Genomic DNA, 24,875 nt, shown 5'->3' with positions numbered 1-24,875 from the left:
GATCTTCTGTGACGGACGACAGACGCCTGGCGCGCGACCCGATTGCCATTGTCGGGATGTCGGGCCTGCTGCCCAAGGCACGTAATCATCGAGAGTACTGGCAGAACATCGTCGACGGTGTCGACTGCACCGAGGAGGTGCCGGGTTCCCGCTGGAGCCTCGACGACTACTACGACGCGGACCGGTCCACGCCGGACAAGACCTATTCGCGGCGTGGGGCGTTCCTGCCGGACGTCGATTTCGATCCGCTCGAATTCGGGCTGCCGCCGAATCAGCTCGAGGTCACCAGCACCATGCAGACATTGAGTCTCGGTGTGGCGCGGGATCTGCTGATCGACGCGGGAGCCACCGATTCGCCGTGGTACGACCCGGCTCGCACGGGTGTGGTGCTCGGGACCACCGGTCCGGTGCCGCTCATGCATCCGCTGGCGGCGCGGCTGTCCACGCCGGTGCTGAAGGAGGCCGCGCGTTCGGTCGGCCTGTCGGACACCGATGCCGACGCCATCGCCGACCGGTTCGTGGCCGCCTTCGCGCCGTGGGAGGAGAACTCCTTCCCGGGTCTGCTCGCGAATGTGGTTGCGGGACGGGTGGCCAACCGGCTCGGCCTGGGCGGCATGAACTGCACGGTCGACGCGGCCTGCGCGGCCTCGCTGGCCGCCATCCGCACGGCCATCGCGGAGCTGCAGGACGGCCGCGCGGACATGATGATCACCGGTGGCGTCGACACCGAGAACACGATCTTCATCTACATGTGTTTCAGCAAGGTCGGTGCGCTCTCGCCGAGCGGGCAGATCAGCCCGTTCGGCGCCGGCGCGGACGGCACCCTGCTGGGCGAGGGCATCACCATGCTGGCGCTGCGCCGGCTGGCGGACGCACGCCGGGACGGGAACCGGATCTACGCGGTCATCCGTGGACTCGGATCCTCCAGTGACGGCCGGTCCAAGTCGATCTACGCGCCGCGCGCCGAGGGGCAGCGGATCGCCTTGGACCGCGCCTACGCCGACGCGGAATGCTCGCCGGCCGATGTGGAGCTCATCGAGGCGCACGCCACCGGCACCGCGGTCGGTGACAAGACCGAGCTGACCGCGCTGAAAGAGCTGCTCGCCGACGCCAGTTCGGAGGCCCGCTTCGCCGCGCTGGGCAGCGTGAAATCGCAGATCGGGCACACCAAGGGTGCGGCCGGTACGGCGAGCGTCATGAAGCTGGCGCTGGCGCTGCATCAGAAGGTGCTGCCCGGCACCATCAATGTGGAGGCGCCGAACAGCGAAATCGCCGCCGAGACGGCGCCTTTCTACGTGAACACCCGGACCCGGCCGTGGATCCTGGATCCGCAGCGGCCGGTGCGGCGCGCGGCGGCCTCGGCGATGGGCTTCGGCGGCACCAACTTCCACCTGGTACTCGAGGAAGCCGACTCCGAGCGGGGCGCACAGCATGTCCTGCATCGCACGCCGCGCGCGCACATCTGGCATGCGGCCGATGTCGCCGGGCTGATCGACGCGGTGCGCAGCACCGACGGCGGTGACGGCGGCGATATTCCGGAGGACCACGCGCGCATCGGTTTCGTCTCGCTCGATGACGACACCGCCGCGGATCTGCGGGCACTGGCCGTGGACGAGTTGGTGCGCAATCCCGAAGCGGCGCACTGGAATCACCCCGAGGGCGTGTACTTCCGGGCCGCGGCGCTGGCCGGCCGCAAGGTGGGTGCGCTGTTCGCGGGGCAGGGTAGCCAATACGTGGACATGGGACTCGATGCGGCCCTGAACAATCCGCCCGTCGGCGCGGCCTTCGACGCCGCCAATGCCGCCTTCGCCGGCGCGTCGCGGCGGCTGGGCAGCGTGGTGTTCCCCGCGCCCGCCTTCGACGAGGGCGCCAAGTCCGCGCAGGAGAACCTGTTGCGGCGCACCGAGTTCGCGCAGCCCGCGATCGGCGCGCTGGCGGCCGGGCAGTTCCGGGTGCTGAGCGAATTCGGGTTCAGCGCCGCCGGATATCTGGGCCACAGTTTCGGTGAGCTCACCGCGCTGTGGGCTGCCGGTGCGGTCACGACCGACGACTTCTACAGCCTGGCGCGGGCACGCGGTGCGGCCATGACGGTCGCCGAGGGGACCGACGCGGGCACCATGGTCGCGGTTGCGGCTTCTCGTGCGGAGGTCGAGGCGGCTATTGCCGGGATCGGCGATGTGTGGATCTGCAACCACAATGCGCCCGATCAGGTCGTGGTCGGTGGCGGCAGCGAAGGCATCGCGGCCGCTACCGGGCACTTCACCGAAAAGGGCTGGGTCACACGGCAGCTGCCGGTCTCGGGTGCCTTCCACACCCCGTACGTTGCTCACGCGGTGACGGCGTTCGGGGATGCGGTGGCGGGCGTGGAGATCGGTGAGCCGGACGCGCCCGTTTACGCCGATACGCGGGACGCACGGTACGGCGCGGATGCCGAGGAGAACCGGGCCACGCTCACCGCGCAGTTGAGCAATCCCGTCGAATTCCACGATGCCCTGACGGCCATGCACGGCGACGGCTGCACGGTCTTCGTCGAGTTCGGTCCCAAGCAGGTGCTGACCTCGTTGGTGCGCCGCACCTTCGGTGAGGACGCGATCGCCATCGCCACCGACTCGGGCCCGATCGGCAATGGCGATCTGGCCCTCAAGCGGGCAGCGGTGCAGCTGGCCGTGCTCGGGTTCGACCTGCGCGGCATCAACCGCTTCGGCGCACCGGAGCCTGCTCGGCCCGCCAAGAAACCGGCTATGTCGGTGACCATTTCGGCGCCGGAGTACGTGCCGGACAGCCGTCGTGCCGCCTATGCGGCGGCGCTCTCGGACGGGTACCGCGTGACCGCGGCCGCTCCGAGCGCACAGCCTGTCGCGGCCGTTGCGCCGGCGCTCGCCGCGCCTGCCGCCTTCGCCGCTCCGACGCTCGTCGCCAATGGGGTCGACGCCGCGCCGGCTACCGCCGCTGTTGCCGGAAAAGGCCATGTGCCGCCGGCTCAGCGGACTTCGCCCACCCCACCCAGCATTCTGGAGCACCGCATGTCCGCGGAACCGCAGTATCGCCTGCCGGAGCCGAGCGCTCTGGACAGCGCTCTCGTGCAGCATCTGCACACTCACCGCCACTATCTGGACGGCCAGCTCGAACTGGCCCGCGATCTCGCCGGGGCCCTGAGCCACGGACGCATCGACGAGCTCATGGTGCGCGCCATCGAAGCGGTCAAGGACCACGGCGTCGCCATCAGCGAAAGCCACTCCCGCGCAGGCGATGTGGTGGCGCAGCTGGCCGAGCTCGAGGGCGGCGCGCCGGTGAGCCGGCCGCGGAACGTACCGGTGTATGTGGAGCCGGTGGCCACCGCGCCCGTGCAGGCCGTCGCGGCTGCGGCCCCCGCCGCGATCGCACATACCCCCGTCGCTCCGGTAGCGCCGGCGGTGTCGGAGATTGCCGTTCCGGAAGTTGCTTTTGCACAGCAGGTTACGCCGCCGCAGGCCCCGGCCGCGGTGAGTGTCACCTCGGGCGATGCGCTGCGTCAGGCGCTGCGTGAGGTGGTGGCCGAGAAGACCGGGTACCCGGTCGAGATGGTCGATCCGACGATGGATCTGGAAGCGGATCTCGGTGTGGATTCGATCAAGCGGGTGCAGGTGATCGGCGCTCTGCAGGAGCGGTTCCCGGAGTTGCCGGTGCTCGGACCCGAGCAGTTGGGTACCCTGCGCACCCTCGATCAGATCGTGGACGAGCTGGCGGGGGCCGACGCCGACCCGGCCGTGTCCGCGCCTGAAGCGGACGCCCCCGTCGCCGCTCAGACTGCAAGCCGCGCAGCGGCTCCGGCCGCCAATGGTGCGCTCTCCGGAGACGCATTGCGCCAGGCCCTGCGTGAGGTCGTGGCCGAGAAGACCGGGTACCCGGTCGAGATGGTCGATCCGACCATGGATCTGGAAGCGGATCTCGGTGTGGATTCGATCAAGCGGGTGCAGGTGATCGGCGCTCTGCAGGAACGGTTCCCGGAGCTACCCGTGCTCGGACCCGAGCAGCTGGGCACGCTACGCACGCTCGATCAGATCGTGAGCGAGCTGGCCGGGGGTGATGTTCACCCAAAAGCTGAGGCCGCGGCGGAGGCGCCGCGGCACGTCGTGGAGCTGGTGGCGCTGCCGCCGGTGGATCCGGCGGTGGATCCGTACCGTCCGGCGGGGCATGCCGTGCTGGTGTGCCTGGACGATTCGGCCGAAACCGATTGCGAGGCAATCGAGGAACTGCTGCGGGCGCGCAGCTGGTCGGTGCGCCGGGCGACGAGTCCGGATGCGGTGACGGGGACCGGGCCGGTGGACGCCTGCGTGGTGGTCGCCGGTGTGGCGGGGGAGTGGGAACAGGCGCAACGCATTCTCACCGACGCCATCCTGGTGGCCGGGCAGGTACTGCCCCGGCTGCGGGCGGCCACCGGCCGCGCCGGGTTCGCCACCGTCACCCGGCTGGACGGGCGCCTGGGCTTCCGCGGCGACGCGGAGCCGGTGGCGGCCCTGCTGGGCGGCATCGGCGGCTTGGTGAAAAGCCTTGCGGCGGAGCAGCCGTCGCTGTTCTGCCGGGCGCTCGACATCGACCCTGCGGTCCTGCCGCAGCGGCTGGCCGAGCATGTGCTCGAGGAGTTGTGCGACTCGGCATGGGATACGCCCGAGGTCGGAATCGATGACTCGGGTGCGCGCCGGACGCCGGTGCCGAGCCGGCACGGTGCGGCACGGACGCCCGAGATCATCAGTGCCGGCGCGGAATACGGCGCGGCGCTGCTGACCGAGCAGGACGTGCTGGTGGTAACCGGCGGTGCGCGCGGCGTCACCGCGACCTGCGTGCAGGAGCTCGCCACGGTGAGCAAGTGCCGGTTCCTCCTGCTGGGGCGGACCGCACTGACTGCCGAACCCGATTGGGCGCAGGACGTTTCCGATGGCGAGCTGAAGCTTGCCGCGGTGCGGGCGCTCGCCGGGACCGGCGTCACTCCGCGCGATATCGATCGGGCGTGCTCGGAGGTCCGGGCCGTACGGGAGATCCGTTCGACCCTGGATGAGCTCGGTGATCGGGCGGACTATCTCGCGGTGGACGCCACCGATGCGGATGCATTGCGTGAGGCCCTCGCGCCGTGGCGCGAGACGATCACCGGTGTCGTGCACGGGGCCGGGGTACTGGCCGATTCCTTCGTGCCCGACAAGACGGCCGAATCGATTGCCCGGGTGCTGCGGCCGAAGCTGGCCGGTCTCGCGGCGGTGCTCGCCGCGGCGGGTGAACCCCGGCATCTGGTCTTGTTCACCTCGGTGGCCGGATTGTTCGGCAATGCCGGGCAGTCGGACTACGCGTCGGCCAATGAGGCGCTGGGCCGGTTCGCCGTCAGCTGGGCGGCCCGGCATCCGGACCGGTATGTGACCGCGCTGGACTGGGGCGCCTGGGACGGCGGCATGGTGACACCCGAACTGCGTGAGCACTTCCGGGCCCGCGGTATTCCGCTGCTGGCGCCGGCGGCGGGTGCGGCGGCGTTCACGGCGCAGTTCACCGAGTCGCGGCGGACCGAGCCGGTATTGCTGGTCGGTGCGGCGACCGCGCTGTCGGAGGGCGGCCCCGCGCCGGCTCCGATCCGGGCGCGGCGTGGCCTCGTGGGTCTGGTCGACGAGCCGGTGATCGAGGCGCATCGCATCGGGGAGCATGTCGTACTGCCGGCCACTTTCGGGCTGGGTGCGATGGTGAACCTCGCCGAGCGGGCGCTGCCGGGTCGAATCGTGGTGGGTGCGCGTGATTTCCAGGTGCTCAAGGGCCTGGTGTTCGACCACCCGGTGACCGGACTGGACTTCGAGCTCGACCCCGCCGATCCGGTCGACGGCCGGATCGCCGTGCGGGCCACGGTTCTCACCGACTCGACGGCACGATTCCGGGCGACGCTGCTGCTGGCCGATGCGCCGGAGCAGCCACCGCGGAAGGTACCGGCCGAGAGGCTGGGGAATGGCTCCGGCCGCGATGCGGCGTACATCTACCGCGACGGAATCCAGTTCCACGCGCCCGCACTGCAAGGCTTGCGGTCGGTGCACGCGGACAGCGACGAGTCACTGGTGGTGGAATGCGCACTGCCAGCGGTTCCGGTGGCCCACGGCGCGTATGCGGGCCGCCTGCACGATCCGGTTCAGGCGGACCTGATCCTGCAGGTGCCGCCGGTGCTGGGTCATCGCCTGCTCGGCGCGGCCTGCCTGCCGCTCGGTATCGGCCGCGTGGACTACTTCGCGCCGCTGCCGTCCGGTGAGCCCTTCCTGGTGGTGGCCGACAATCCGCGGGCCACGCGGATGGAGGCCCTGATCGACGCGACAGCCGTGGCCCTGGACGGCACCGTGCTGCAACGGTTCTCGGATGTCACCGTGTTGACGACACCCGATCTGACGGAGAAGTTCCGATCCTCGGTGAGGCGGTGGACGGCATGACGGTACTGGAATTCGACGGGGTGGCCTTCGACCCCCTGAACGCACCGCAACAGGCTGAGGTGGCACCGGCCGGCGCGGCCCTGGAGCAGACGGAGTCTGCCCTGGAGCCGACGGCGGCGGCCATCGAAAGTGCAAGGCCCACAGGTGGTATCGATCCGATCGCGCAGATTCGCGCCGGTGTGGTCGCTGCGCACCGGTCCGCGCTGAGTGCGCAGATCGCCTTGCAGCGGGAGCTGTGGCGGCGGGCGGTGCGGCCCACGGTGGTGGATGCGCAGCCGGTGCACAGTGCGACCGAGGGGGCATTCAAACCCCTGGCCCGCAGCGGACGGACCCGGCTGGATCGGGAAGCGTTGGCGCAGTTGGCCAATGGTGCGGTGGGCGCGGTGTTCGGGCCTGCCTACCAGCGTGACGGCGTCGAGGCCGTGGCGCGGCTGGCCGCCACCACGCCGCTCGTGCTGACCGAGGTCACCGGGCTGGAGTTGTACGGCGGCGCGGGCAAGGGCCGGGTGGTCGCCCGATTCGAGGGTGATGCCCGCACGGCCGCACTGCAGACAGCGGAGCTGTACGTGCTCTACACCGGCATGCCGTTGTGCCTGTCCGGGAGCTCGTTCACAGGCGGTGTCTCGGAGTCGGCGCTCGGAACAGCCAGTGGCACAGTCGAACTGGTAATCGACGGCGCGGATCTGGTGCCCCGGCCGTATGTCCAGGCCACGGCCTACTTCGGTGAAGGCGCCGAGCCGGTGCAGGTTTCGGTCAGCCTCGTCGAGCCGCACGGCGCGGAGGTCGGCCCCGGCCACGCGGTGCCGGATCTGCTGCTCAATGAATTCCATATGGCGCACCTGGCGCGCGGTGATCAAGCCATCGCCATGGGTCCGGAGTTCGCCCCGTACACCGGCGTGCGGGCGACTCGGCTCCCGACCGGCGGACTGCTGCTGGTGGACCGGGTGCGTGATTTCGACGGTGCGCGCGGCAATCTGGAAACGGCCTCGTACACCACGGAATACGACTCACCCGCCGATTCCTGGTACTACGCCGATACGGCCAACGATTCCATGCCGCATTTCGTCTACATGGAGACGTCGCTGCAGGCGGCCCTGCTCATGGGCTACTACGCGGGGCCGACCCTGACCCAGCCCGGCACCACGCTGAGCCTGCGCAATCTGGGCGGTACCGCGACGGTATTGCGGCAGGTCGATCTGCGCGATGCGACGATCGAACAGGATTCGCGGCTGCTGTCGACGACGATTCTGCCCGGGTCGTCCTTGCAGACCTTCGATTACACGCTGAGTGTGGACGGCGAGCCGTTCTATCGCGGCGAGACCATGTTCGGCTACTTCAGCGACCAGGCGTTGGGCAATCAGACCGGTCTGGATGCCGGACGGTATGCGCCCTCGTGGCTGGCCGAACATCCGGAAGTGCGGCCACGGGTCATCGATGTGGCGGCGCGGCGCTCGGACGCAGCGGCGCGGGCGTGCTCGCGCCGGAAGCTGGCCCTCATCGACCGGGTCGAGGTGATCGACGAGGGCGGTAAGTACCGTGCGGGCTACCTGCACTCCCTGCGCGCCATCGACCCGGCGGATTGGTTCTTCGCGCGGCACTTCCATCTGGACCCGGTGATTCCCGGTTCGCTGGGTGTCGAGTCGGTCATTCACGCCGTGCAGGAGTGGATGCTCGACGCCGGATTCGCCGACGGCATGGCCGATCCGGTGTTCCGGATTCCGCGGGACATTCCTTTCAGCTGGCGCTACCGTGGGCAGTTCCTCCCCACCGACGGCAGTGTCGAGCTGGAGGCGCACATCAAGTCGGTGCATCGCGGGCCGCACGGGGCGACCGTCGTCGTGGACGGGTCGCTGTGGAAGCCGGGGCTGCGCATCTACGAACTCATCGACCTCGGGGTCGAGATCGTCGATCGAAAGGCGTTGCCGTGACCACTTTGCGGAATCCGGTCGTCGCGGAGACGGCCGGGGATATCGCCGCGGTGCTGCTCGAGCTGGAGCGGCCGTGCTGGATCGTCCGGCACGAGGGGCGGATGGGCGCCACCTCGGACGCGGGGGTGGCCGGTCGCGGGCAGATCCTGGCCGCGGTGCCGCCCTTGGCGCCGGAACGGCTGGGGGACGGGAGCTTCCGGTCCTTCCACGGTGTGCGGGCGGCGTATGCGGCGGGTGCGATGGCCAATGGCATCGCCTCGCCCGCGCTGGTCATCGCGATGGCTGAGGCCGGATATCTGGCCAGTTACGGTGCGGCCGGGGTGCCGCCGGCGGGGATCGAGGCGGCACTCGCCGAGCTCTCGCGGCGGCTGACGGGTAAGCCGTTCGCCTGCAATCTGATTCACAGTCCTTCGGAGCCCGCGCTGGAGCGGGCGATCGTGGATGCCTGCCTGCGGCACGAGGTGCGGTGTGTCGAGGCTTCGGCGTTCATGGATCTCACCGCCGAGGTGGTGCGGTATCGGGCGCTCGGGCTGACCGTGGATCCGCGGGGGCATATCGAATGTCGGAATCGGTTGATCGCCAAGGTTTCCCGGGTCGAGGTGGCCGAGCTGTTCCTGCGTCCGGCGCCTGCTCGGTTGCTGCAGGCTCTGGTGGCGGACGGCCGGATCAGCAGTGCGCAGGCCGAGCTGGCCGCGCGGGTGCCGATGGCGGATGACATTACGGCGGAGGCGGATTCGGGCGGTCACACCGATCGCAGGCCGCTGGTGGTGCTGCTGCCCGAGCTGGTTGCCGCGCGGGACCGCATCGCACGGGAACTGCCTGCCGCGGCAGCGGTTCGTATCGGGGCCGCCGGTGGCATCGGTACTCCCGATGCCGCGGCCGCGGCGTTCGCCATGGGTGCGGCGTATGTGGTCACCGGATCGGTGAATCAGGCCGCGCGCGAGGCGAATCAGTGTGAGGCCACCAAGAATCTGCTGGCCACCGCGCAGTTCGCGGACTGCATCATGGCGCCGTCCTCGGACATGTTCGAACTCGGTGTTCAGGTGCAGGTGCTGCGCCGGGGGACCATGTTCGCGGCCCGGGCGCAGCGGCTCTACGACCTGTACCGGGCTTATCCCGGCATGGATGCGCTGCCCGCCGACGTGCGGAAGGACCTGGAGGCCAAGCTGTTCCGCCGTCCGCTGGAGACGGTGTGGCAGGACTGCGTCACCTACTTCACCGAGCGGGATCCGGCGCAGCTGACGGCGGCCGAGGGCGATGAGAAGGCGCGGATGGCGCTGGTGTTCCGCTGGTATCTGGGCCTGTCCTCGGGCTGGAGTATTCGCGGGGAGGCGGATCGGGCGGCCGACTACCAGATCTGGTGCGGGCCGGCCATGGGCGCCTTCAACACCTGGACGTCGGGCACCTACCTGGCCGTGCCCGGGAATCGCGGGGTCGCCGATATCGCGGGCCAGCTCATGCGAGGCGCGGCCTACCTGACCCGGGTCGCGCAACTGCGTGCGGCCGGTGTGCGGCTGCCGGCCGAGTGCGCCCGGTACGCGCCGCGTCCTCTGGAGGAACGATGACCATTCTCGAAACCGGCACGGCCGCGGGCACATCCTGGATGGTGTGCCCGGGGTGCGGGTCGATGATCTACGTCAAACGGTACGAGCGCGGTGACCGGGTCTGCCCGGAATGCGACAACCACGGCATGCTGACCGCCGCGCAGCGCATCGACTTGCTGCTGGATCAGGAGTCGGCGACGCCGATCGAGTACGCCGAGACGGTGGCGGATCCGCTGCAGTTCAATGATTCTCGTCCCTATCCGGAGCGGCTGGACGATGCTCGCCGCCGGACCGGGATGACGGACGCGATCAACTGTGTGCGCGGGACGCTCGGTGGGGTGCCGGTCGTGGTGGCCGCCATGGACTTCCGGTTCCTCGGTGGGAGTCTGGGCAGTGCCGTCGGTGAGGCGGTGACGGCGTCGGCGGAAGTGGCGCTGGCCGAACGGCGTCCGCTGATTCTGGTTACCGCGTCCGGTGGGGCGCGGATGCAGGAGGGCATTGTCGCGCTCATGCAGATGGCCAAGACCAGCCGGGCCTTGCGCCGTCTCGATGAGGCGGGTGTGCTGACTGTTTCGGTGATCACCGATCCCACCTATGGCGGGGTCGCGGCCTCCTACGCCACGTCGACCGATGTGATCGTCGCCGAACCGGGTGCGCGGCTGGGTTTCGCGGGGCCGCGGGTGATCCGGCAGACGATCGGGCAGACGCTGCCCGCCGGCTTCCAGACTGCGGAGTTCCTGCTGGAGCACGGCATTGTCGACATGATCTGCCACCGGTCGGGCCTGCGGGATCGGCTGATCCGGTTGGTGGGTATGACCGTGCGTTCGGCGCGGCCGTACACCAATGACGCGGAGGCGGTCATCACCGATCCGGCCGGGCTGCCGACGGCGGATGCCTGGGATCGGGTGCGGGCTGCGCGGCGGCTGGGCCGGCCGACCACGCTCGATCATTTGGCCGGTGCGTTCGAGGAGTTCGTCGAACTGCACGGCGACCGTATGAGTGCCGACTGCCCGGCCATGATCGCCGGCCTTGCCCGGCTGGACGGTGTTCCCGTGGCCGTGGTCGGCACCCAGAAGGGGCATACGGCCGCCGAATTGGCTCAGCGCAACTACGGCATGCCGACGCCGTCGGGATATCGCAAGGCCGCGCGGGTGTTCCGGCTGGCGGCCAAGCTCGGGCTGCCGGTCGTCACGCTGGTCGATACCGCGGGCGCCTATCCCGGTATCGAGGCCGAGAAGCAGGGCCAGGCGGTGGCCATTGCCGAGAGCCTGAAACTGCTTGCCGGACTGCCTGTTCCGGTGGTCGCGGTGATCACCGGTGAGGGCGGCAGCGGGGGAGCGCTCGCGCTCGCCGTGGCCGATCGGGTGCTGGTGTGCGAGAACGCCGTGTACTCGGTGATCACCGCCGAAGGCTGCGCCTCCATCCTCTGGCAGGACGCGGCGGCCGCGCCCCGCGCCGCGCGAGCCTTGCGCGTGGATTCGGCCGCCCTGCTCGAACTCGGCATCGCCGATGCGGTGGTCCCCGAACCCGAGGGCGGCGCCGACACCCACCCCGCCGCCGCGACCGCCCTGCTGCGCCGCGCGGTCCGCCAGGCCGTGCACGAACTGCGCGCCTGGTCCACCAGCGACCTGCTCGCGCACCGGCACGCCCGCTTCCGGGCCTTCGGCGTGGCCCGCAACGATCTTCAGGAGAACCGATGACCGAGTCCACCGAAACCCTCGTCCCCTTCGACATTCCGGCCGGCGGCCGCGCCGTGAGCGCCACGGAAGCCGATCACAGCCTGGCCGTGCTCGCCCGGCACGCGCTGACCGTCCGGGCCGGGTCGGCGCCGACCACGGTGACGGTGGCCAATGGTCCTGTCGTGCTGCGGGTCAGCTGGGAGGCGGAGGCGCGGCATGTCGAGAGCGGCTCGGCCGTTTCCGTCGCGGAGCGGGTCGCGCCGACCGCCGCTCCGGTCGCGGATTCCGGATCCAGTGCCGGAAATGCCTTGGAGACAGCCACATTCACGCTGACCGCGGAGACCGTGGGCGTCTTCTACCGTGCCTCCGAGCCCGGTGCCGCGCCGTTCGTCACCGAGGGTGACCCGGTGCGTTCCGGTCAGCAGGTGGCCATCGTCGAGGCCATGAAGCTCATGATCCCGGTGACGGCCTCCCGCGAGGGTGTGATCGCCGAATTCCTGGTCCAGGACGGCGAATCCGTCGAGCACGGCCAGCCCCTGATCGTGTTCGAGGCCCTACGATGACGCGCCCCATCCGCAAGATTCTGGTAGCCAATCGCGGTGAGATCGCCGTCCGAATCCTCCGCACGTGTGCGGAACTCGGCATCGCCACCGTAGCCGTCCATTCGGCCGCCGACCGCGATTCCCTCGCCGTCCGTATGGCCGACGAGTCGGTCCAGATCGGCCCCGGCCCTGCCAAACGCAGCTACCTCTACATTCCCGCCATCATCGAGGCGGCCCGCGCCACCGGTGCCGACGCGATCCACCCCGGCTACGGATTCCTCTCGGAGAACCCGGATTTCGCCGAGGTCTGCGAGGCCGAGGGGCTGATCTTCATCGGCGCCCCCGCCGAGGTGATGGCGCGCCTGGGCGACAAGTCCACCGCCCGTGCTCTGATGACCGAAGCCGGTCTGCCGCTGCTGCCCGGCAGCCTGGACCCGGTGGAATCGGTCGACGAAGCGCGCGACCTTGCCGGTGACATCGGCTACCCCGTAATCCTGAAAGCCGTTGCGGGCGGCGGCGGCCGAGGCATGCGAGTAGTCCGCGACCCCGCCGACTTCGCCACCGCGTGGCAGCAAACCCGAGCCAATGCCACCGCGGTCTTCGGCGACGGCCGCCTCTACATCGAGCGCTGCCTGGAGCCGGCCCGCCACGTAGAAGCCCAGATCCTCGCCGACACCCACGGCACCGTGATCCACCTGGGCCTCCGCGACTGCTCCCTGCAACGCCGCCACCAGAAACTGGTCGAAGAAGCCCCCGCCCCCGGCCTCTCCACCGATCTCTCCGAACGCATCGGCGCCGCAGCCGTTCTCGGCGCGAAGGCGGCGGGCTACGTAGGCGCCGGTACCGTCGAGTTCCTCCTCGACGAGGACGGCAACTTCTACTTCATGGAAGTGAACTGCCGCCTCCAGGTAGAACACCCGGTAACCGAAATGGTCACCGGCACAGACCTGGTAGCCGAGCAAATCCGCATAGCCTCAGGCCACCCCCTGACCCTCCCGCCCGGCGGCAACCCCACCGGCGTCTCCATCGAATGCCGCCTGAACGCCGAAGACCCCGACCGCGACTTCGCCCCCGCCCCCGGCACCCTCACCGAATGCGTCCTCCCCGGAGGCCAATTCGTCCGCACGGACACCCACATCCACCCCGGCTACTCCATCCCCCCGCACTACGACTCCCTCCTGGCAAAAGTCATAGTCTGGGCCCCCGACCGCCCCACTGCCATAGCCCGCATGCGCCGCGCCCTAGCCGAAACCTCCCTCCAAGGCCCAGGCATAGCCACCACAACCGACTACCTCCACGACATCCTCGACCACCCCCACTTCCGCACCGCCACCCACAACACCTCCCTGATAGGCTCCCTAACCCCCCAACCCGCCGCTTCCTGACCATCCACAGGATTGCTCAACTTGGGCACGTTGCCTGGGACCGGGACTATTGAGCGTTCGCAGTGCAGGCTGACTTGCCGAGCTGAGGGATGTTCAATGGCCCCAGCAGGTCCGTGCTCGGGCCCAGGGTGGTGACCGCGTTCCGCTCGGCGTCGGCCCGGGTAGGCCCGACTGCCCACACCGAGGGGTAACCCTTGTACCTGGCGACAGCGGCGCACTCATTCTGGAAGCGCAGCAGGACAACGCAATTCGAGGACCCGCAATCGTTGCGCGCGGCAGCATCCGCGCTGTCCGGGTCGGAAGCGACCCCCCAGCCGTAGCGCACCATCTGGCCGGTGGGCCCATCGATGACCGCGGCCAATGCCCCGAATGAATCCCCCTCCGCCTGCGCGGTACCGGCGGCGGCTGTGCCGGCCGCGAGAGCCGCGAACGCGACAGCCCCGACTGTGATCTTGCGTGCGAAAGACATCTGATAACTCCCCATTCTGAACGCGTACACCAAGATCATGCCCAGATTGTCCGAAATGTCCAACTCTCGAGTTGTGCTGGAAACCAACCGATTGATGGCGCATCCTTGCTTTGCTGGCCGGTATGCCCCGGTGGTAGACCTCGAGAAGCGGTTGACGGGACTGAGCGTTGGTTCGCGCGTTGTGGCGAGCGAGGGCCTCCGCTTCCATCGCAGCGATGAAATCGGTGACGCTGGAGCCGTAGATGCCCCAGCTGTTCACGCCGCCGAGTTCGACGAGGTGGAGTACGCCGTCGACGCCGACATCGGCGGTGACCATGGTGCAGCCGTGGGCGAGTAGTCGCGCTGCCGCAGTCTTCCACATCCGCACCGTCGTGATCCGGCTGGCGCGCGACCGCTCGGGTGCAGCTGTATTCGACCGGAGGCCGCGTTACGTCCGTATCGTTGTGTCTGGGCACGACATACGGTGCCGGAGGGCGGTTGTCATGGGCATCTTGGCGAAGTTCGGCAGCGGGATGAACGTGGTGTACAACGCGTTGCGGGATCGTCGTGCGTTCTCGATCGGCGAATCGAACGCGACAGCAGGGGATTTCGACGGGTTGCGGGGGCATCGGCATGCGGTGCTGGTGACGTTTCGACGGAGCGGGGAGGCGGTGCCGTCGCCGGTGTGGTTCGGGGTTGGTGATGATGGGCTCGTCTACATCTTCACCGAGCGACAGTCGGGGAAGATCAAGCGGCTCGAGAACAATTCGGATGCACTGATTGCGCCCTGCAATGTGCGGGGGAAGCCGCTCGGGCCGGCGGTGCGGGCTACGGCGCGTCTGCTCGATAAGTCGGACTGGCCGCGCGCTGAGCGGGCTCGCAATTCGATCTACCGGGTTTGGCCTCAGCTCTATGACCGGGTCTTCTTCGGTGCGGTGCCGGAGGACACGGTGTATCTGGAACTCAGTCCGCGGGTTTCGTGAGCGTCGATGGACTCGATTTCGGGTCGAAGAGGAAGTGCGCCTTAGTATTCTGAGACTCTGGCGACGGCGTCCGGCACGCTCGGATGACCGCCTACATCGATCGGAAGGGGCTGCGATGCCCGCCCTGCCCTGGTCCTCCGGAGTCTACAAACCCGCTGACGGACATCAGTTGCATGTCCTGACCACCAATCTGCCACTGACCCGCTACCGGGATGTTCCACGGTTTCTGCGCTGGACCATAAGGATCCGCACCCAGCTCAAGTCCGCGCCGGGATGCGTCGGTTACACGATGGACGCGAAGCCGTTCATCAAGACGTTCTGGACACTGTCCGCCTGGTCGGATGAGCAGGCCATGGAGAAGTTCGTGCACAGCGGTGTGCATGCGGAGATGTTGAAAGACATGGCCGGGCGCCTCGGCAATCCGCACTTCGCCGACTCGACGGCGACCTCCGCGGACATTCCGCTCTCGTGGGCGGATGCTCGCGCCCGTATCAGAGGCGTGTGATCGAAAGTTCCTATGGCTCCGCTCCTTCCGCGGCCCGGTTGCAATGATCGGATCACGGTTCCGGATGCGGAAGGGCAATGCCATGGCTTCGATCTCCCGAGAGATCCTCATCGATGTCGCGCCGGAAGACGTGTGGGCGGTGGTCGCCGACTTCGTCGGCGGTCCACTGCGGATGGCTCCCGGGCTGGTTACCGCCAGTACCGATCTGGGTGAGGGCGTTCGTGAGGTGAGCTTCGCGCACGGCACGGTGGTCCGCGAACGCCTCATCACCGTCGACGAGGAAGCTCGCCGCTTCGTCTACTCGGTGATCGGCGGGACCGCGATTCCGCTGCACGACAATTCGGCCCTGCAGGTAGCTCTGCACGATGACAACACCACCCGTCTCGTGTGGACCCGCGACATCCTCCCCGATGCGATGGCCACGCCGTTCACCGCCACCATGGACCAGGCTCTGACCGTCTTCAAGAAGACCATCGAATCCGACTGATCTACAAGCGAAGTCGAACTATCGGGCCGACGCTAGATTGTGGTTGTGCCGCTGCCGCGGTCGGGCCGGATGGCGATCGCGATTTTGCCGCGGGCGCGGTGGCTGCTCATGTGGGCGCAGGGCGGCGAGCGCTCGAAGGTTGTCGCGGTTCGGGACGCAGGTGACGGTGCGGACGTCGGTGGAGCCCCATTTCGTCATCAGCAGAGCGCGTCCGATCCTGGGCAGGCTGCCGAGCAGACCGCGGGTCTCGCCGATGCTGTTGGGGATCAGGATTCCGCCGGGGGTCAGTCGCGGAAGTCCCGTACCCAATGGCGCCACCGGCCTCCGCAACGCCTACCTGAGCCTGATCCTCAACGACGATCCACCCGCCACCATCGAAAACGTCGCACCCGAGGGAAAACTACCCGCCCCGCCCGGCAAGATCTACGGCATCTCCGTAGGCGCCGGCCTAGCCGGATTCGTCGACACCCAGGCCGTCGCCAAGATCCCCGACGACCTCTACAACACCGTCCTCGATACCGGCCACCCCGGCGCCTGGATCGACCTCTTCAGCAAAGACCCACGAATCCCCCAGTACGCCAACACCATCGTCCCCTTCGCCCCCGACCACCAAAACATCGTCTTCTGCCAATCCGGCTGGGGCGACGGCTTCTACCCACTCCTGGCCACCCGCGCTACTGACGGCCGAATGACCGCCCTACACCTAGATTTCGGCATCATCTACCACGATTGAACCCGACGCCGACCGGGCCGAGGAAATGCACGAGTGGCACCTCAGCGCGAGATTCTGCCCGTTTCTTCACGGTCAGGTGCCACTCGGTCCTCGGCAGGCTCTACCCCGAGGGCGGCGTTGTCCGGCCGTGGTCGTTAGCATATCGGCGGCGACGCGCCCTGGACCTGATGAGGTGGTGGCGGTCGTTCGTAGATGAATACCGGAGGGGTTGGGGTAATGAGGGTTACTGCAGGGATATTCGGGCTGCTGATTGCTGTTGCCGGGGCTGTGATGATGTGTCTCGGGTATATGGCTCAGCATGATTTGCGTGACGATTCTGCGCGGTCGGCGTTGAGTAACGGTTTGACCTGCGAGGCCAATCGAGACAACCCCGCGATGCAGGAATGCACTTGGGGGCGATGGGTGGGAGGGGAGAGCACTCCAGGCGAGGACACCATGCCGGTGCGGGAGCGTGCGGGCGAGCTCATCAGTGATCGGGTCATGATCGGCGCGGCACTCTTCGTCGGCGGTTTGGTGCTGACGGGTGGGGCGCTCGCGGCTGGGGGCAGGTCGAATTCGGGGATCTCCGCAGTGTCACCGGCGCCACCGGTGTATCAGTCCCCGGCGCAGTGGCCTGGCGCTTCATAGGTCGGCAAGCCCGCGTACGAATGAATCCCATTGGCCTGGTGTGAACACCAGTGCCGGGCCGGTGGGATTCTTCGAATCACGAACTCCGACGGCCTCTTCCCCGAGCCACGCCACCTCGACACAATCCGTCTGGCCGCCGCTATAGCTGCTCTTGAACCACACTGCCGCTGATAGATCGGCATTCATGACTGGTAACTCCTTGCCACCTGCCGGAGCAGGTCTCGCGTGCGAGCCTCGTCCAGTGCCGTACGGCGGATGGCCGAGGCAATGTCAATGTAGCGCTGGACGTCGTCGGCGTGCTCTAGGTAGAGGTCCGGTTTGCCGTTGCCTTCGCAGTACACGAGGGGAGGTTCTATGCGGTGGCCGCGCAGATCGTTGCCGAAATCCAGAATAACGAACGGGCCGTGGAGGATTCCCCGGGCGTAGCCGCCGGCGAAGGGTTGGATACGTACGGAAACGTTCGGCAGCGTGCTGATCTCGGCAAGGTGGCGCAGTTGTGCAGCCATGATTCGCGGGCCGCCGACAACTCGGTGGAGGGTCGATTCGTGCAGTAGCAGTTCGAGCTTCACCGGCTGCACCTTGCGGGTGATGATCGTCTGTCGCTTGAGGCGCAACTCGACGCGTCGGTCGATTTCCTCGGCATCGCTGTCCCGATAGAAAGCACTGATCAGCGTTTTGGCGTAGTCCGCCGTCTGCACCAGCCCGAGGACCATCTCGTGATAGGCGATCAGCCGCTGCGCGGAGGCCGCCAACCCGACGTACATGTTGAACGTCGCATCGCTGTAGAGCCCACCGAACGCGGTATACCAGGACGGCGTTCGCGCCTGCTCGGCCAACTCGACGGCGCGGGCGGTGTCCGGCTCGTTCACCTCGTACAACTCGCACAGGGCCCGAATATCCCTGATACGAATCTTCTTCACCCCACCCGTCTCGATACGGTGCAGCGCGGTCTTGCTCAGCTCCACGAGACCTGCAGCGCGATCCATCGAGAATCCGCGGCCTTCGCGTGCTTCCCGTAGAAATCGACCGAGCTGACGCCGCGGCAGTGTGGAGGGTTCATCGTCATCGGCCATGTCTGCATCCTCGGCATTTTCGGAACGAAACACACGCCATCGCGGAACAGACAGTACGCCGGGCGCGGAACCCGCTCTGGTGGTTCGGAACAATCGTGTTCGGAACGTCCGATTTCGCTGGGACCTGCGGACTTTGGTGGTGTGCTGAGGACACAGCAGCGGCAAAGAGGAGATCATGATGTCCAGTTCGAACCTTTGGTCGGCTCAGTCCGTCACCGAGCGTTTCGGTGACGGCGCAGTGCGATTGGGGGGTCGTCATGCCGTGTGATGACCTCGGGTCGATCGAGTTGCAGGTGATTCAGGATGTGCTCGAGACCGTGGAGGCGCGGATTCGGGAGGTGGAGGGGTGTAGGTGGAGGTTGACCGTGCCTCGGGCGCGGGTTTATGCGGCGGTGTTGCTTGCTGTGGTGGTGAGTGCACGGGAGACGCACCGCATTCCGGCCACCCTGGATAGGGCTGCGATTCTGGATGAAATCCTCGATGGCACTGAGCCGTTCGACGCCCATTGGATGGGGCGGCCGGTCGAGGAGGTCATTCGTCGCTACGCCGCTCCTGTGAACTGAGCAGACAACGTGCCTGGGCGGGGTCCGCACACGTCACCACCCCGGTGTTGAGTCCCAAAGTGAATTAACTAGCGTGGCAGGATGTTCGGATCTGCGGGGCTGGTGCGGAAGAGTCCGTTCTCCCTTATCGAGGGGAGAGTTGGGTTCGGTCGTGGGTGGGTAACGGGGGCGGCTGGGGCGGCGGTTGTGGCCAGTATTGCGATTGTTGTTGGTGGGGGGATTGTTCGGGTTACCGGGTCGGGGTTGGGGTGTCCGGATTGGCCTACTTGTTCGGGTGGGGCGCTGGCGCCGACGGGGGCTATGGGAGTGCACGCGGTTGTCGAGTTCGTCAATCGGATGCTGACGGATGTTGTTTGTGTGATTGTCGGGGTGTTGATTGTGGTGGCGCGGCTGCAGCGGGATGCGCAGCCGCAGGTTGTTCGGTGGGCGTGGGTGCAGTTCTGGGTGATTGTGCTCAATGCTGTGGTGGGCGGGATGACTGTGCTGGCGCGGTTGAATCCCTACCTGGTTGCGGCGCACTTCCTCGCTGCCACATTACTTTTGGCTGCGGCTACGGTGACGTGGGACCTGGTTCAGCGAGGCGGGTCTGCCGGTGGCCGACCACCAGCGGCGATCGCGCCGGGGGAGCGGCGGCTGGCGAGGATGCTGTTGGCCGGCACTGCCGTATTGATGGTGGTGGGGACGGCGGTTTCCGGGACCGGGCCCCACGCCGGTGATTCGGGGGAGGTGCCGCGGATGCCGTTCGATTGGACCGTGGTGACTTGGATCCACGGTTTCTTCGCTGGTGCGGTCGTGGTTGTGGCCGTGATGATCTGGCGGGCAAGCTCGCCCGGTGGCCCACTCCGTCTGCGTATTACCTGGATGCTGGTGATTCTGGGCGTGCAGACGGTTGTCGGAATCGTTCAGTCGGTCACCGGGTTGCCGAATGCGGTTGTCGTGGTGCACATGCTGGGGGCGGCGCTGGTCTTCATCGGGGCAATCCGCATCTTCCTCGAAACGTCGCCATTGCCGCAGCCCATTGACTCATGAAGCGGGCTGGTTAAGGGGTATTCGGTTGGTGGCGGCCCGTCAATGTGACTATGAGGAGGAGGGCTGCCATGACAAACACGCCTGCCCACATGGCTTGTTGCCAGCCTTCGACGAAGGACTGTTGGGCGGCGTGGATCAGTGATTGGGATTGGGGGCCTGCTTGGTTTGCGGCGTTGAGGGCGTTGGCGATTCCTTCTCGCGCCGAGCTCGCGGGGGCTGGGGGGATGTCGGTTAGGCGGGGGTTTATGGCGGTGCGGTAGCCGGAGGAGAGGAGGGCGCCCAGGAGGGCTACGCCTAGGGCGGTGCCGAATTCTCGGGTTACGTCGTTGAGGGCGGAGGCTACGCCTTGGCGGGATTGGGGGAGGGTGGTGGTGATGGCTTGGGTGGAGGGGGTCATGGAGAGGCCCATGCCGAAGCCCATGGCCAGCATGCCGGGGAGGAGGGACGGGTAGCCGCCGGAGACCGAGACCATGAGGGCCATTGCTGCTAGGCCGGCGCCTGCCAGGAGGATGCCGGTGGAGATGGTGGCTCGGGGGCCTATGCGGGCGGCTAGTTGGGGGGCCAGGCCGGAGGCGATCATCATCAGGATGGCCATGGGCATGAGGGCGAGGGTGGAGAGGAGGCCGGACCAGCCCAGGACCGCTTGGAAGAAGGGGAAGAGAACTACGAAGATGCCTGCCTGGACGCCGAAAACTGCCAGTAGCGTGAGGGATCCGCTGGCGAGGGGGCGTTCGGCGAAGAGGCGGACGTCGAGCAGGGCCGCATCGCGGCGGCGGAGTTCCCAGGCCACGAAGGCGATGGTGGCCAGGAGGCCCGCTATCAGACCGGCCACAGTCGCGGGGGCGGTCCAGCCTTGGACGGGACCTTCCTGGAGGACGAAGATCAGGCCGACGATCGCGAGGATCGATGTCAGGGCGCCAACGAGATCGAAAGGGTGACCGGACTTTTCGCGGGAGTCGGGGACCGAGCGCAGCACCATGATCAGGGCGATCAGGACCAGGACCACGGGGAGGACGAACAACCAGCGCCAGCTCGCCAGGTCGACCAGGGCGGCGGACAGGAACATGCCGAGGATGCCGCCCCCGCCGGCGACACCGGTCCATACGCCGATCGCGCGGCCGCGTTCCTCCTCAGGAAAGGTCGAGGTGATGACGGCGAGGGTGATGGGCATGATCATTGCGGCGCCCACACCCGAGAGCACGCGAGCGGCGAGCATGACCTCGGACGACTGCGCGAGACCTGCTGCCGCACTGGCGATTCCGAAGACAAGCAAGCCCACGACCAGCATGGGTTTGCGGCCGAGGCGGTCACCGAGCGCGCCGAGCGGCAGCAACAGGGCAGCCAGGGTGAGGGTGTAGATATTGATGATCCACAGGATCGTGCTCTGCGAGGCGTCGAAGGCGACCGCGAGGTCGGGCTGAGCGACATTGAGGCCGGAGACCGAGGCGATGACCGCCATCAACGCGATACAGACGGCGATGAGGATCGTGCGGCGCTGAGCGGCGCCGGGTAGTGCCGGGCTGTCGCCAGTGTGGCCGCTCACCTGAGCGGTTCGGGGCGTATTCATGGATTCCTCTCGGGCGGGACAAGGTGAATCCGACGCTAACCGCGTCTTGCCTCAGAGGCATACACTCTTGCGGATGGAGCAAGAAGATGGCGACCTGGACGGCCTGGTACGCAAACGCATCCGCGCATTACGCGTGGCCCAGGGCCTGTCACTGGAGGAATTGGCCACCCGCGCCCGCCTCAGCCAGTCCACGCTCAGCCGCATCGAGAACGGTCAACGCCGCCTGGCCCTGGACCAGCTCGTCACGCTGGCCCGCGCCCTGGACACCTCCCTCGATCAGCTGGTCGAAACCGCCACCGACGACGTCATCACCAACCCGGCGATCGACGGCGCCCACGGCCTGATGCGCTGGCCGATCAAGACCGGCCCGGGCATGACCGTCGTCCGCCAGCGCATGACCAACCCGCCGCCCGACAACCCGGCCCGCATGCGCGCCCACCCGGGCCACGAATGGTTCGTCGTCCTCTCCGGCACCGCGATCCTGCTCCTGGGCAACCGCCGCTTCCGCGTCGAAACCAACCAGGCCGCAGAGTTTCCGACCATGCTCCCGCACGCCATCGGCGCCGCCGGCCGCCCCTGTGAGATCCTGGGCATCTTCGACCGCGACGCCCACCGCGGCCACCAGTCCGCCGACGAACCCGCCCCGACGCGGTGACCTACCCCAGTTAGTGCTGCGGCCGTGCGTTTTCCAGGAAATCCAGCACGAGCGGACCCGCAACAGCTTGGAACTCTTCGAAATACGCGTGCCGCGCACCCTCGACGATATGCAGGCGAGCACCCGGAATACGTTCCGCGAGCAGCGGCGCATTCGCGGCGGGATTGAGAATGTCGTCGCTACCGTGCACCACCAGGGTGGGCGCACTGATCTCGGGCAGCAGATCCCAGCCGTCGTGGTGCCGGCTCGCGGCGAGATGCCCACGCCGGGCATGCGTCGGCATGTCGGGATCACCGAGCGTGTTGTACGGACCGGCATGGGTCGCGAGCCAGCCCGGGGTGTACATCAATTCGAGCAAAGCCTGCCGCGCCACACCCGGTTCCGGCCGCACGAGCGTCTTGCGCACCTCATTGTCGGATTCGATGCTGTGCGGCCCACCGGAGGAAGTGCAGCCCAGCACCAGCGCACGCACCCGGTCCGCGTACTGCGCGCCCAACCACTGCGCGACCCGCCCGCCCATGGACGTGCCGTAGACATCCGCACGCTCGATACCGAGATCGTCGAGCACCGCGATGACGTCCCGCGCGAATCCCGCTGTGCTGTAAGCCCCCTCGGGCTTGTCACTCGCCCCCAGCCCGCGATAGTCGAACGTGATCGTGGAACGCGCGACATGGAAATCATCGCGAACGTGGTCCCACCAGTGATGGTTGTTCGCTTGACCGGCGAGCAACACCAGCGGGAACCCCTCACCGCGCGGCTGATAGGCGATCCGGACGCCGTCCTCGGCCTTCGCATACCGCTGCTCGGTCTCCGAGTACTGCACGGCCACCCATCCCTTCGCCACCTGTTCCCAGGCGACGTTACTTCAGCCCGGAACGGACGAACGCATTGACTATGTGACGCTGCAGCAGCAGATAGAGCAGCAGAACGGGCAGGCAGGCCAGCCCGGCCACCGCCATGAGCGGCCCCCACTGCTCGCCCTCGGTCCCCATGAAGCTGCGCAGCCCCAGCTGGAGAACGCTGTTGGAATGCCGCAGCACCACCGCAGGCCAGAAGTACTCGTTCCAGGCATTGATGAACAGCAGGATCCCCAGGGCGGCCAGCGCGGGCCGGAGATTGGGAACCACCACCGTCCACAGAATCGACCACGAGGAGCGCCCGTCGATTCGGGCCGCCGCCACCAGCTCTTTCGGGAACGCAGCCATATGCTGACGCAGCAGCATGATGCCCAGCGCCGAACACAGCGTCGGCAGCACGACACCGATCAGCGTGTCCAGCAGCCCCATCCGCGTGAGCAGAATGTAATTGGGCAGCATGGTCACCTGAAAGGGAACCAGCCAGGTCCCCACGAAGGCCAGATAAAGCAGCCGCTGCAACGGAAACGCATACATCGCGAACGCATACGCCGCGAGCAGCGCGATCAACAGCTGCCCCACGGCCGAAAGCGCCGCCACGATAAAGGTATTCGCGATCAGCCCGGTGATATCCACCTGCCGTGCCGCATCCGAGAAGTTGGCCACCGACAACGGCCAGGGCACCGGCGACAGTGAGGTGACGTCCTCCGGCCGCCGCAGCGCCGTGGCGAACAGCCAATAGATGGGAAACACGCACACCACGGCGGTGACCGCCAGCAGCACATGGCTGCCGGCGGTCCGCAGTCGTTCGGTGAACGCGACACCGGTGGAAGTTGTGTCAGTCATCGTGGAAGGCAACCTTTTCCGAGATCCAGACCAGCACCGCGGCCACCGCGCCGAACCCGATGAACAGCAGTACTCCCGCGGCGGCGCTCAATCCGGCGTCGAAGGTGTGGAAGGCGTAGTCCCACAGCAGGTAGTAGATGTTCGTGGTGGCCTGTGCCGGGCCGCCCTGGGTCAGCGTGTCGATGAGCGGGAATGTGAGGGTGGGACTGAGCAATACGGTGGTCAGCACCAGGAACAACAGGGTCGGGGAGAGCATGGGCAGGGTGATCCAGCGCCGGATCTGCCCCGGACTGGCCCCGTCGACCCGCGCCGCCTCGTCGTAATCGCCGCTGATGCCGGCCAATCCGGCCCACACCACCAGCACCGCGAAGCCGAGCAGCTGCCAGCCGGTGATGCCGATGATCACCCAGTGCGCGGTCTGCGCGTCGTACACCCAGTTGCGCTGGGAGCCGATCGTGCTGTCCACGAACCCGGTGCGCGGATGCAGCAGCCAGCGCCACACGGCCGCCGCGGCCACCGGCGCGACCAGGAACGGCGTGAAGATCAGTGCGTGATAGAAGGTCCGGGCGCGACCGCGCACCTGCCGGCTGGCCAGCGCGATGAGCACCGGCAGCACGATGGTGAACGGCAGCAGCCCCGCGATCAGCACCCCGGTCCGCCCCAGCGACGACCAGAACGCCGGAAGCTGCACCAGCCGTTCGTAATTCGCCGTACCGACCGACCGCATCGGCGAGGTCGGCAGCAGATTCCAGGAGTAGGTGGACAATTGGAACGCCTGCGCCAGCGGCTGATACGTCCACACGGCGAGCAGCACCAGCGCGGGCGACAGGTACAGATAGGGCGCGGCGATCCGCAGCACCCGGCGCAACAGCACCCGGCCGCGCGGCACGCTGCCCAGCGACACCCGGCCGAGCGATCCCCGGCCCGGCGCGGCGGAACGCGGCGGCGCCGCCGGTGCCGAAGCGATCACCGGCGGCGCCTCCTGTGGAGCGACTGTGA

Annotated in this window: 21 protein-coding genes; 14 read left to right on the top strand and 7 right to left on the bottom strand. The window is 67.7% G+C overall.

The window, feature by feature from the left end:
* The first annotated feature begins 8 nt into the window (after positions 1–8).
* From ACH438_RS12805 to ACH438_RS12780, 6 genes are read left to right on the top strand one after another with little or no spacing between them, the layout of a single operon-like run.
* Positions 9–6,428 carry a beta-ketoacyl synthase N-terminal-like domain-containing protein gene (locus ACH438_RS12805; RefSeq protein ID WP_397004434.1) on the top strand — a complete coding sequence of 2,140 codons (6,420 nt, stop codon included), beginning with the start codon at positions 9–11 and terminating at the stop codon, positions 6,426–6,428.
* Positions 6,425–8,356 (top strand): beta-ketoacyl synthase, encoded by a 1,932-nt coding sequence (locus ACH438_RS12800; protein ID WP_397004432.1) that lies wholly within the window; start codon positions 6,425–6,427, stop codon positions 8,354–8,356. Before ACH438_RS12805 ends, ACH438_RS12800 begins: the two co-directional genes overlap by 4 nt.
* Positions 8,353–9,921 carry a PfaD family polyunsaturated fatty acid/polyketide biosynthesis protein gene (locus ACH438_RS12795; protein ID WP_397004430.1) on the top strand — a complete coding sequence of 523 codons (1,569 nt, stop codon included), beginning with the start codon at positions 8,353–8,355 and terminating at the stop codon, positions 9,919–9,921. The genes ACH438_RS12800 and ACH438_RS12795 overlap by 4 nt, the downstream gene beginning before the upstream one ends.
* Entirely contained in the window at positions 9,918–11,600 is a 1,683-nt protein-coding gene (accD, locus tag ACH438_RS12790) for an acetyl-CoA carboxylase, carboxyltransferase subunit beta (protein ID WP_397004428.1), read from the top strand. The genes ACH438_RS12795 and accD overlap by 4 nt, the downstream gene beginning before the upstream one ends.
* Positions 11,597–12,142, top strand: a complete 546-nt coding sequence (locus ACH438_RS12785) for an acetyl-CoA carboxylase biotin carboxyl carrier protein (protein WP_397004426.1) — start codon at positions 11,597–11,599, stop codon at positions 12,140–12,142. Before accD ends, ACH438_RS12785 begins: the two co-directional genes overlap by 4 nt.
* Complete coding sequence (locus ACH438_RS12780; protein ID WP_397004424.1) at positions 12,139–13,506, top strand: acetyl/propionyl/methylcrotonyl-CoA carboxylase subunit alpha; 1,368 nt, start codon at positions 12,139–12,141, stop codon at positions 13,504–13,506. The genes ACH438_RS12785 and ACH438_RS12780 overlap by 4 nt, the downstream gene beginning before the upstream one ends.
* A gap of 46 nt (positions 13,507–13,552) precedes the next feature.
* On the opposite strand, the gene ACH438_RS12775 is transcribed toward ACH438_RS12780, so the two are convergent.
* A complete protein-coding gene (locus ACH438_RS12775) occupies positions 13,553–13,975 on the bottom strand; it encodes a DUF4189 domain-containing protein (protein WP_397004422.1) in 423 nt (140 codons plus the stop codon).
* A 73-nt stretch (positions 13,976–14,048) separates the two neighbouring features.
* On the opposite strand from ACH438_RS12775, the gene ACH438_RS12770 reads away from it, so the two are divergent.
* The 5 genes from ACH438_RS12770 to ACH438_RS12750 all read left to right on the top strand — a co-directional run bounded on the left by ACH438_RS12770 (position 14,049) and on the right by ACH438_RS12750 (position 16,662).
* A complete protein-coding gene (locus ACH438_RS12770) occupies positions 14,049–14,312 on the top strand; it encodes a hypothetical protein (RefSeq protein WP_397004420.1) in 264 nt (87 codons plus the stop codon).
* A 154-nt stretch (positions 14,313–14,466) separates the two neighbouring features.
* Positions 14,467–14,937 (top strand): PPOX class F420-dependent oxidoreductase, encoded by a 471-nt coding sequence (locus tag ACH438_RS12765; protein ID WP_397004418.1) that lies wholly within the window; start codon positions 14,467–14,469, stop codon positions 14,935–14,937.
* A gap of 115 nt (positions 14,938–15,052) precedes the next feature.
* The gene (locus tag ACH438_RS12760) at positions 15,053–15,442 is read left to right on the top strand and encodes a hypothetical protein (protein WP_397004416.1); all 390 of its coding nucleotides are present in this window, start codon (positions 15,053–15,055) and stop codon (positions 15,440–15,442) included.
* An 82-nt stretch (positions 15,443–15,524) separates the two neighbouring features.
* Entirely contained in the window at positions 15,525–15,929 is a 405-nt protein-coding gene (locus tag ACH438_RS12755) for an SRPBCC family protein (RefSeq protein WP_397004414.1), read from the top strand.
* A gap of 253 nt (positions 15,930–16,182) precedes the next feature.
* Positions 16,183–16,662, top strand: a complete 480-nt coding sequence (locus ACH438_RS12750) for a DUF4241 domain-containing protein (RefSeq protein WP_397004412.1) — start codon at positions 16,183–16,185, stop codon at positions 16,660–16,662.
* Positions 16,663–17,283: 621 nt separating this feature from the next.
* Here the strand turns inward: ACH438_RS12750 and ACH438_RS12745 are convergent.
* The gene (locus ACH438_RS12745) at positions 17,284–17,475 is read right to left on the bottom strand and encodes a DUF397 domain-containing protein (protein WP_397004410.1); all 192 of its coding nucleotides are present in this window, start codon (positions 17,473–17,475) and stop codon (positions 17,284–17,286) included.
* A complete protein-coding gene (locus ACH438_RS12740) occupies positions 17,472–18,362 on the bottom strand; it encodes a helix-turn-helix domain-containing protein (RefSeq protein ID WP_397004408.1) in 891 nt (296 codons plus the stop codon). Before ACH438_RS12740 ends, ACH438_RS12745 begins: the two co-directional genes overlap by 4 nt.
* Before the next feature lie 257 nt (positions 18,363–18,619).
* Here ACH438_RS12740 and ACH438_RS12735 point away from each other — a divergent pair, with 257 nt between their 5' ends.
* Entirely contained in the window at positions 18,620–18,925 is a 306-nt protein-coding gene (locus ACH438_RS12735; protein WP_397004406.1) for a hypothetical protein, read from the top strand.
* An 81-nt stretch (positions 18,926–19,006) separates the two neighbouring features.
* Positions 19,007–19,954 carry a heme A synthase gene (locus tag ACH438_RS12730; RefSeq protein WP_397004404.1) on the top strand — a complete coding sequence of 316 codons (948 nt, stop codon included), beginning with the start codon at positions 19,007–19,009 and terminating at the stop codon, positions 19,952–19,954.
* A gap of 10 nt (positions 19,955–19,964) precedes the next feature.
* On the opposite strand, the gene ACH438_RS12725 is transcribed toward ACH438_RS12730, so the two are convergent.
* Positions 19,965–21,521: a DHA2 family efflux MFS transporter permease subunit gene (locus tag ACH438_RS12725; protein ID WP_397004402.1), complete on the bottom strand. Its 1,557-nt coding sequence runs from the start codon at positions 21,519–21,521 to the stop codon at positions 19,965–19,967.
* Between the two features lie 73 nt (positions 21,522–21,594).
* On the opposite strand from ACH438_RS12725, the gene ACH438_RS12720 reads away from it, so the two are divergent.
* Entirely contained in the window at positions 21,595–22,176 is a 582-nt protein-coding gene (locus ACH438_RS12720) for a helix-turn-helix domain-containing protein (protein WP_397004400.1), read from the top strand.
* A gap of 10 nt (positions 22,177–22,186) precedes the next feature.
* Here the strand turns inward: ACH438_RS12720 and ACH438_RS12715 are convergent, their stop codons facing one another.
* From ACH438_RS12715 to ACH438_RS12705, 3 genes are read right to left on the bottom strand one after another with little or no spacing between them, the layout of a single operon-like run.
* Positions 22,187–23,020 carry an alpha/beta fold hydrolase gene (locus tag ACH438_RS12715; protein ID WP_397004398.1) on the bottom strand — a complete coding sequence of 278 codons (834 nt, stop codon included), beginning with the start codon at positions 23,018–23,020 and terminating at the stop codon, positions 22,187–22,189.
* Positions 23,021–23,036: 16 nt separating this feature from the next.
* A complete protein-coding gene (locus ACH438_RS12710; RefSeq protein ID WP_397004396.1) occupies positions 23,037–23,876 on the bottom strand; it encodes a carbohydrate ABC transporter permease in 840 nt (279 codons plus the stop codon).
* Positions 23,869–24,780: a carbohydrate ABC transporter permease gene (locus ACH438_RS12705; RefSeq protein WP_397004874.1), complete on the bottom strand. Its 912-nt coding sequence runs from the start codon at positions 24,778–24,780 to the stop codon at positions 23,869–23,871. The genes ACH438_RS12710 and ACH438_RS12705 overlap by 8 nt, the downstream gene beginning before the upstream one ends.
* Positions 24,781–24,875 lie beyond the last annotated feature (95 nt).

The organism is Nocardia sp. NPDC020380, assembly GCF_044386975.1.
Classification (GTDB): Bacteria; Actinomycetota; Actinomycetes; order Mycobacteriales; family Mycobacteriaceae; genus Nocardia.
Note: the sequence above shows the minus strand (reverse complement) of the source record. Positions and strands in the feature narration are given on the sequence as shown.

What these genes read in the sequence shown, in the direction of transcription:
- ACH438_RS12800 (WP_397004432.1), top strand. Translation starts at nt 6,425, where the DNA reads ATGACGGTACTGGAATTCGACGGGGTGGCCTTCGACCCCCTGAACGCA.
- accD (WP_397004428.1), top strand. Translation starts at nt 9,918, where the DNA reads ATGACCATTCTCGAAACCGGCACGGCCGCGGGCACATCCTGGATGGTG.
- ACH438_RS12785 (WP_397004426.1), top strand. Translation starts at nt 11,597, where the DNA reads ATGACCGAGTCCACCGAAACCCTCGTCCCCTTCGACATTCCGGCCGGC.
- ACH438_RS12780 (WP_397004424.1), top strand. Translation starts at nt 12,139, where the DNA reads ATGACGCGCCCCATCCGCAAGATTCTGGTAGCCAATCGCGGTGAGATC.
- ACH438_RS12775 (WP_397004422.1), bottom strand. Translation starts at nt 13,975, where the DNA reads ATGTCTTTCGCACGCAAGATCACAGTCGGGGCTGTCGCGTTCGCGGCT.
- ACH438_RS12760 (WP_397004416.1), top strand. Translation starts at nt 15,053, where the DNA reads ATGCCCGCCCTGCCCTGGTCCTCCGGAGTCTACAAACCCGCTGACGGA.
- ACH438_RS12755 (WP_397004414.1), top strand. Translation starts at nt 15,525, where the DNA reads ATGGCTTCGATCTCCCGAGAGATCCTCATCGATGTCGCGCCGGAAGAC.
- ACH438_RS12750 (WP_397004412.1), top strand. Translation starts at nt 16,183, where the DNA reads ATGCTGTTGGGGATCAGGATTCCGCCGGGGGTCAGTCGCGGAAGTCCC.
- ACH438_RS12745 (WP_397004410.1), bottom strand. Translation starts at nt 17,475, where the DNA reads ATGAATGCCGATCTATCAGCGGCAGTGTGGTTCAAGAGCAGCTATAGC.
- ACH438_RS12740 (WP_397004408.1), bottom strand. Translation starts at nt 18,362, where the DNA reads ATGGCCGATGACGATGAACCCTCCACACTGCCGCGGCGTCAGCTCGGT.
- ACH438_RS12735 (WP_397004406.1), top strand. Translation starts at nt 18,620, where the DNA reads ATGCCGTGTGATGACCTCGGGTCGATCGAGTTGCAGGTGATTCAGGAT.
- ACH438_RS12730 (WP_397004404.1), top strand. Translation starts at nt 19,007, where the DNA reads ATGTTCGGATCTGCGGGGCTGGTGCGGAAGAGTCCGTTCTCCCTTATC.
- ACH438_RS12725 (WP_397004402.1), bottom strand. Translation starts at nt 21,521, where the DNA reads ATGAATACGCCCCGAACCGCTCAGGTGAGCGGCCACACTGGCGACAGC.
- ACH438_RS12720 (WP_397004400.1), top strand. Translation starts at nt 21,595, where the DNA reads ATGGAGCAAGAAGATGGCGACCTGGACGGCCTGGTACGCAAACGCATC.
- ACH438_RS12710 (WP_397004396.1), bottom strand. Translation starts at nt 23,876, where the DNA reads ATGACTGACACAACTTCCACCGGTGTCGCGTTCACCGAACGACTGCGG.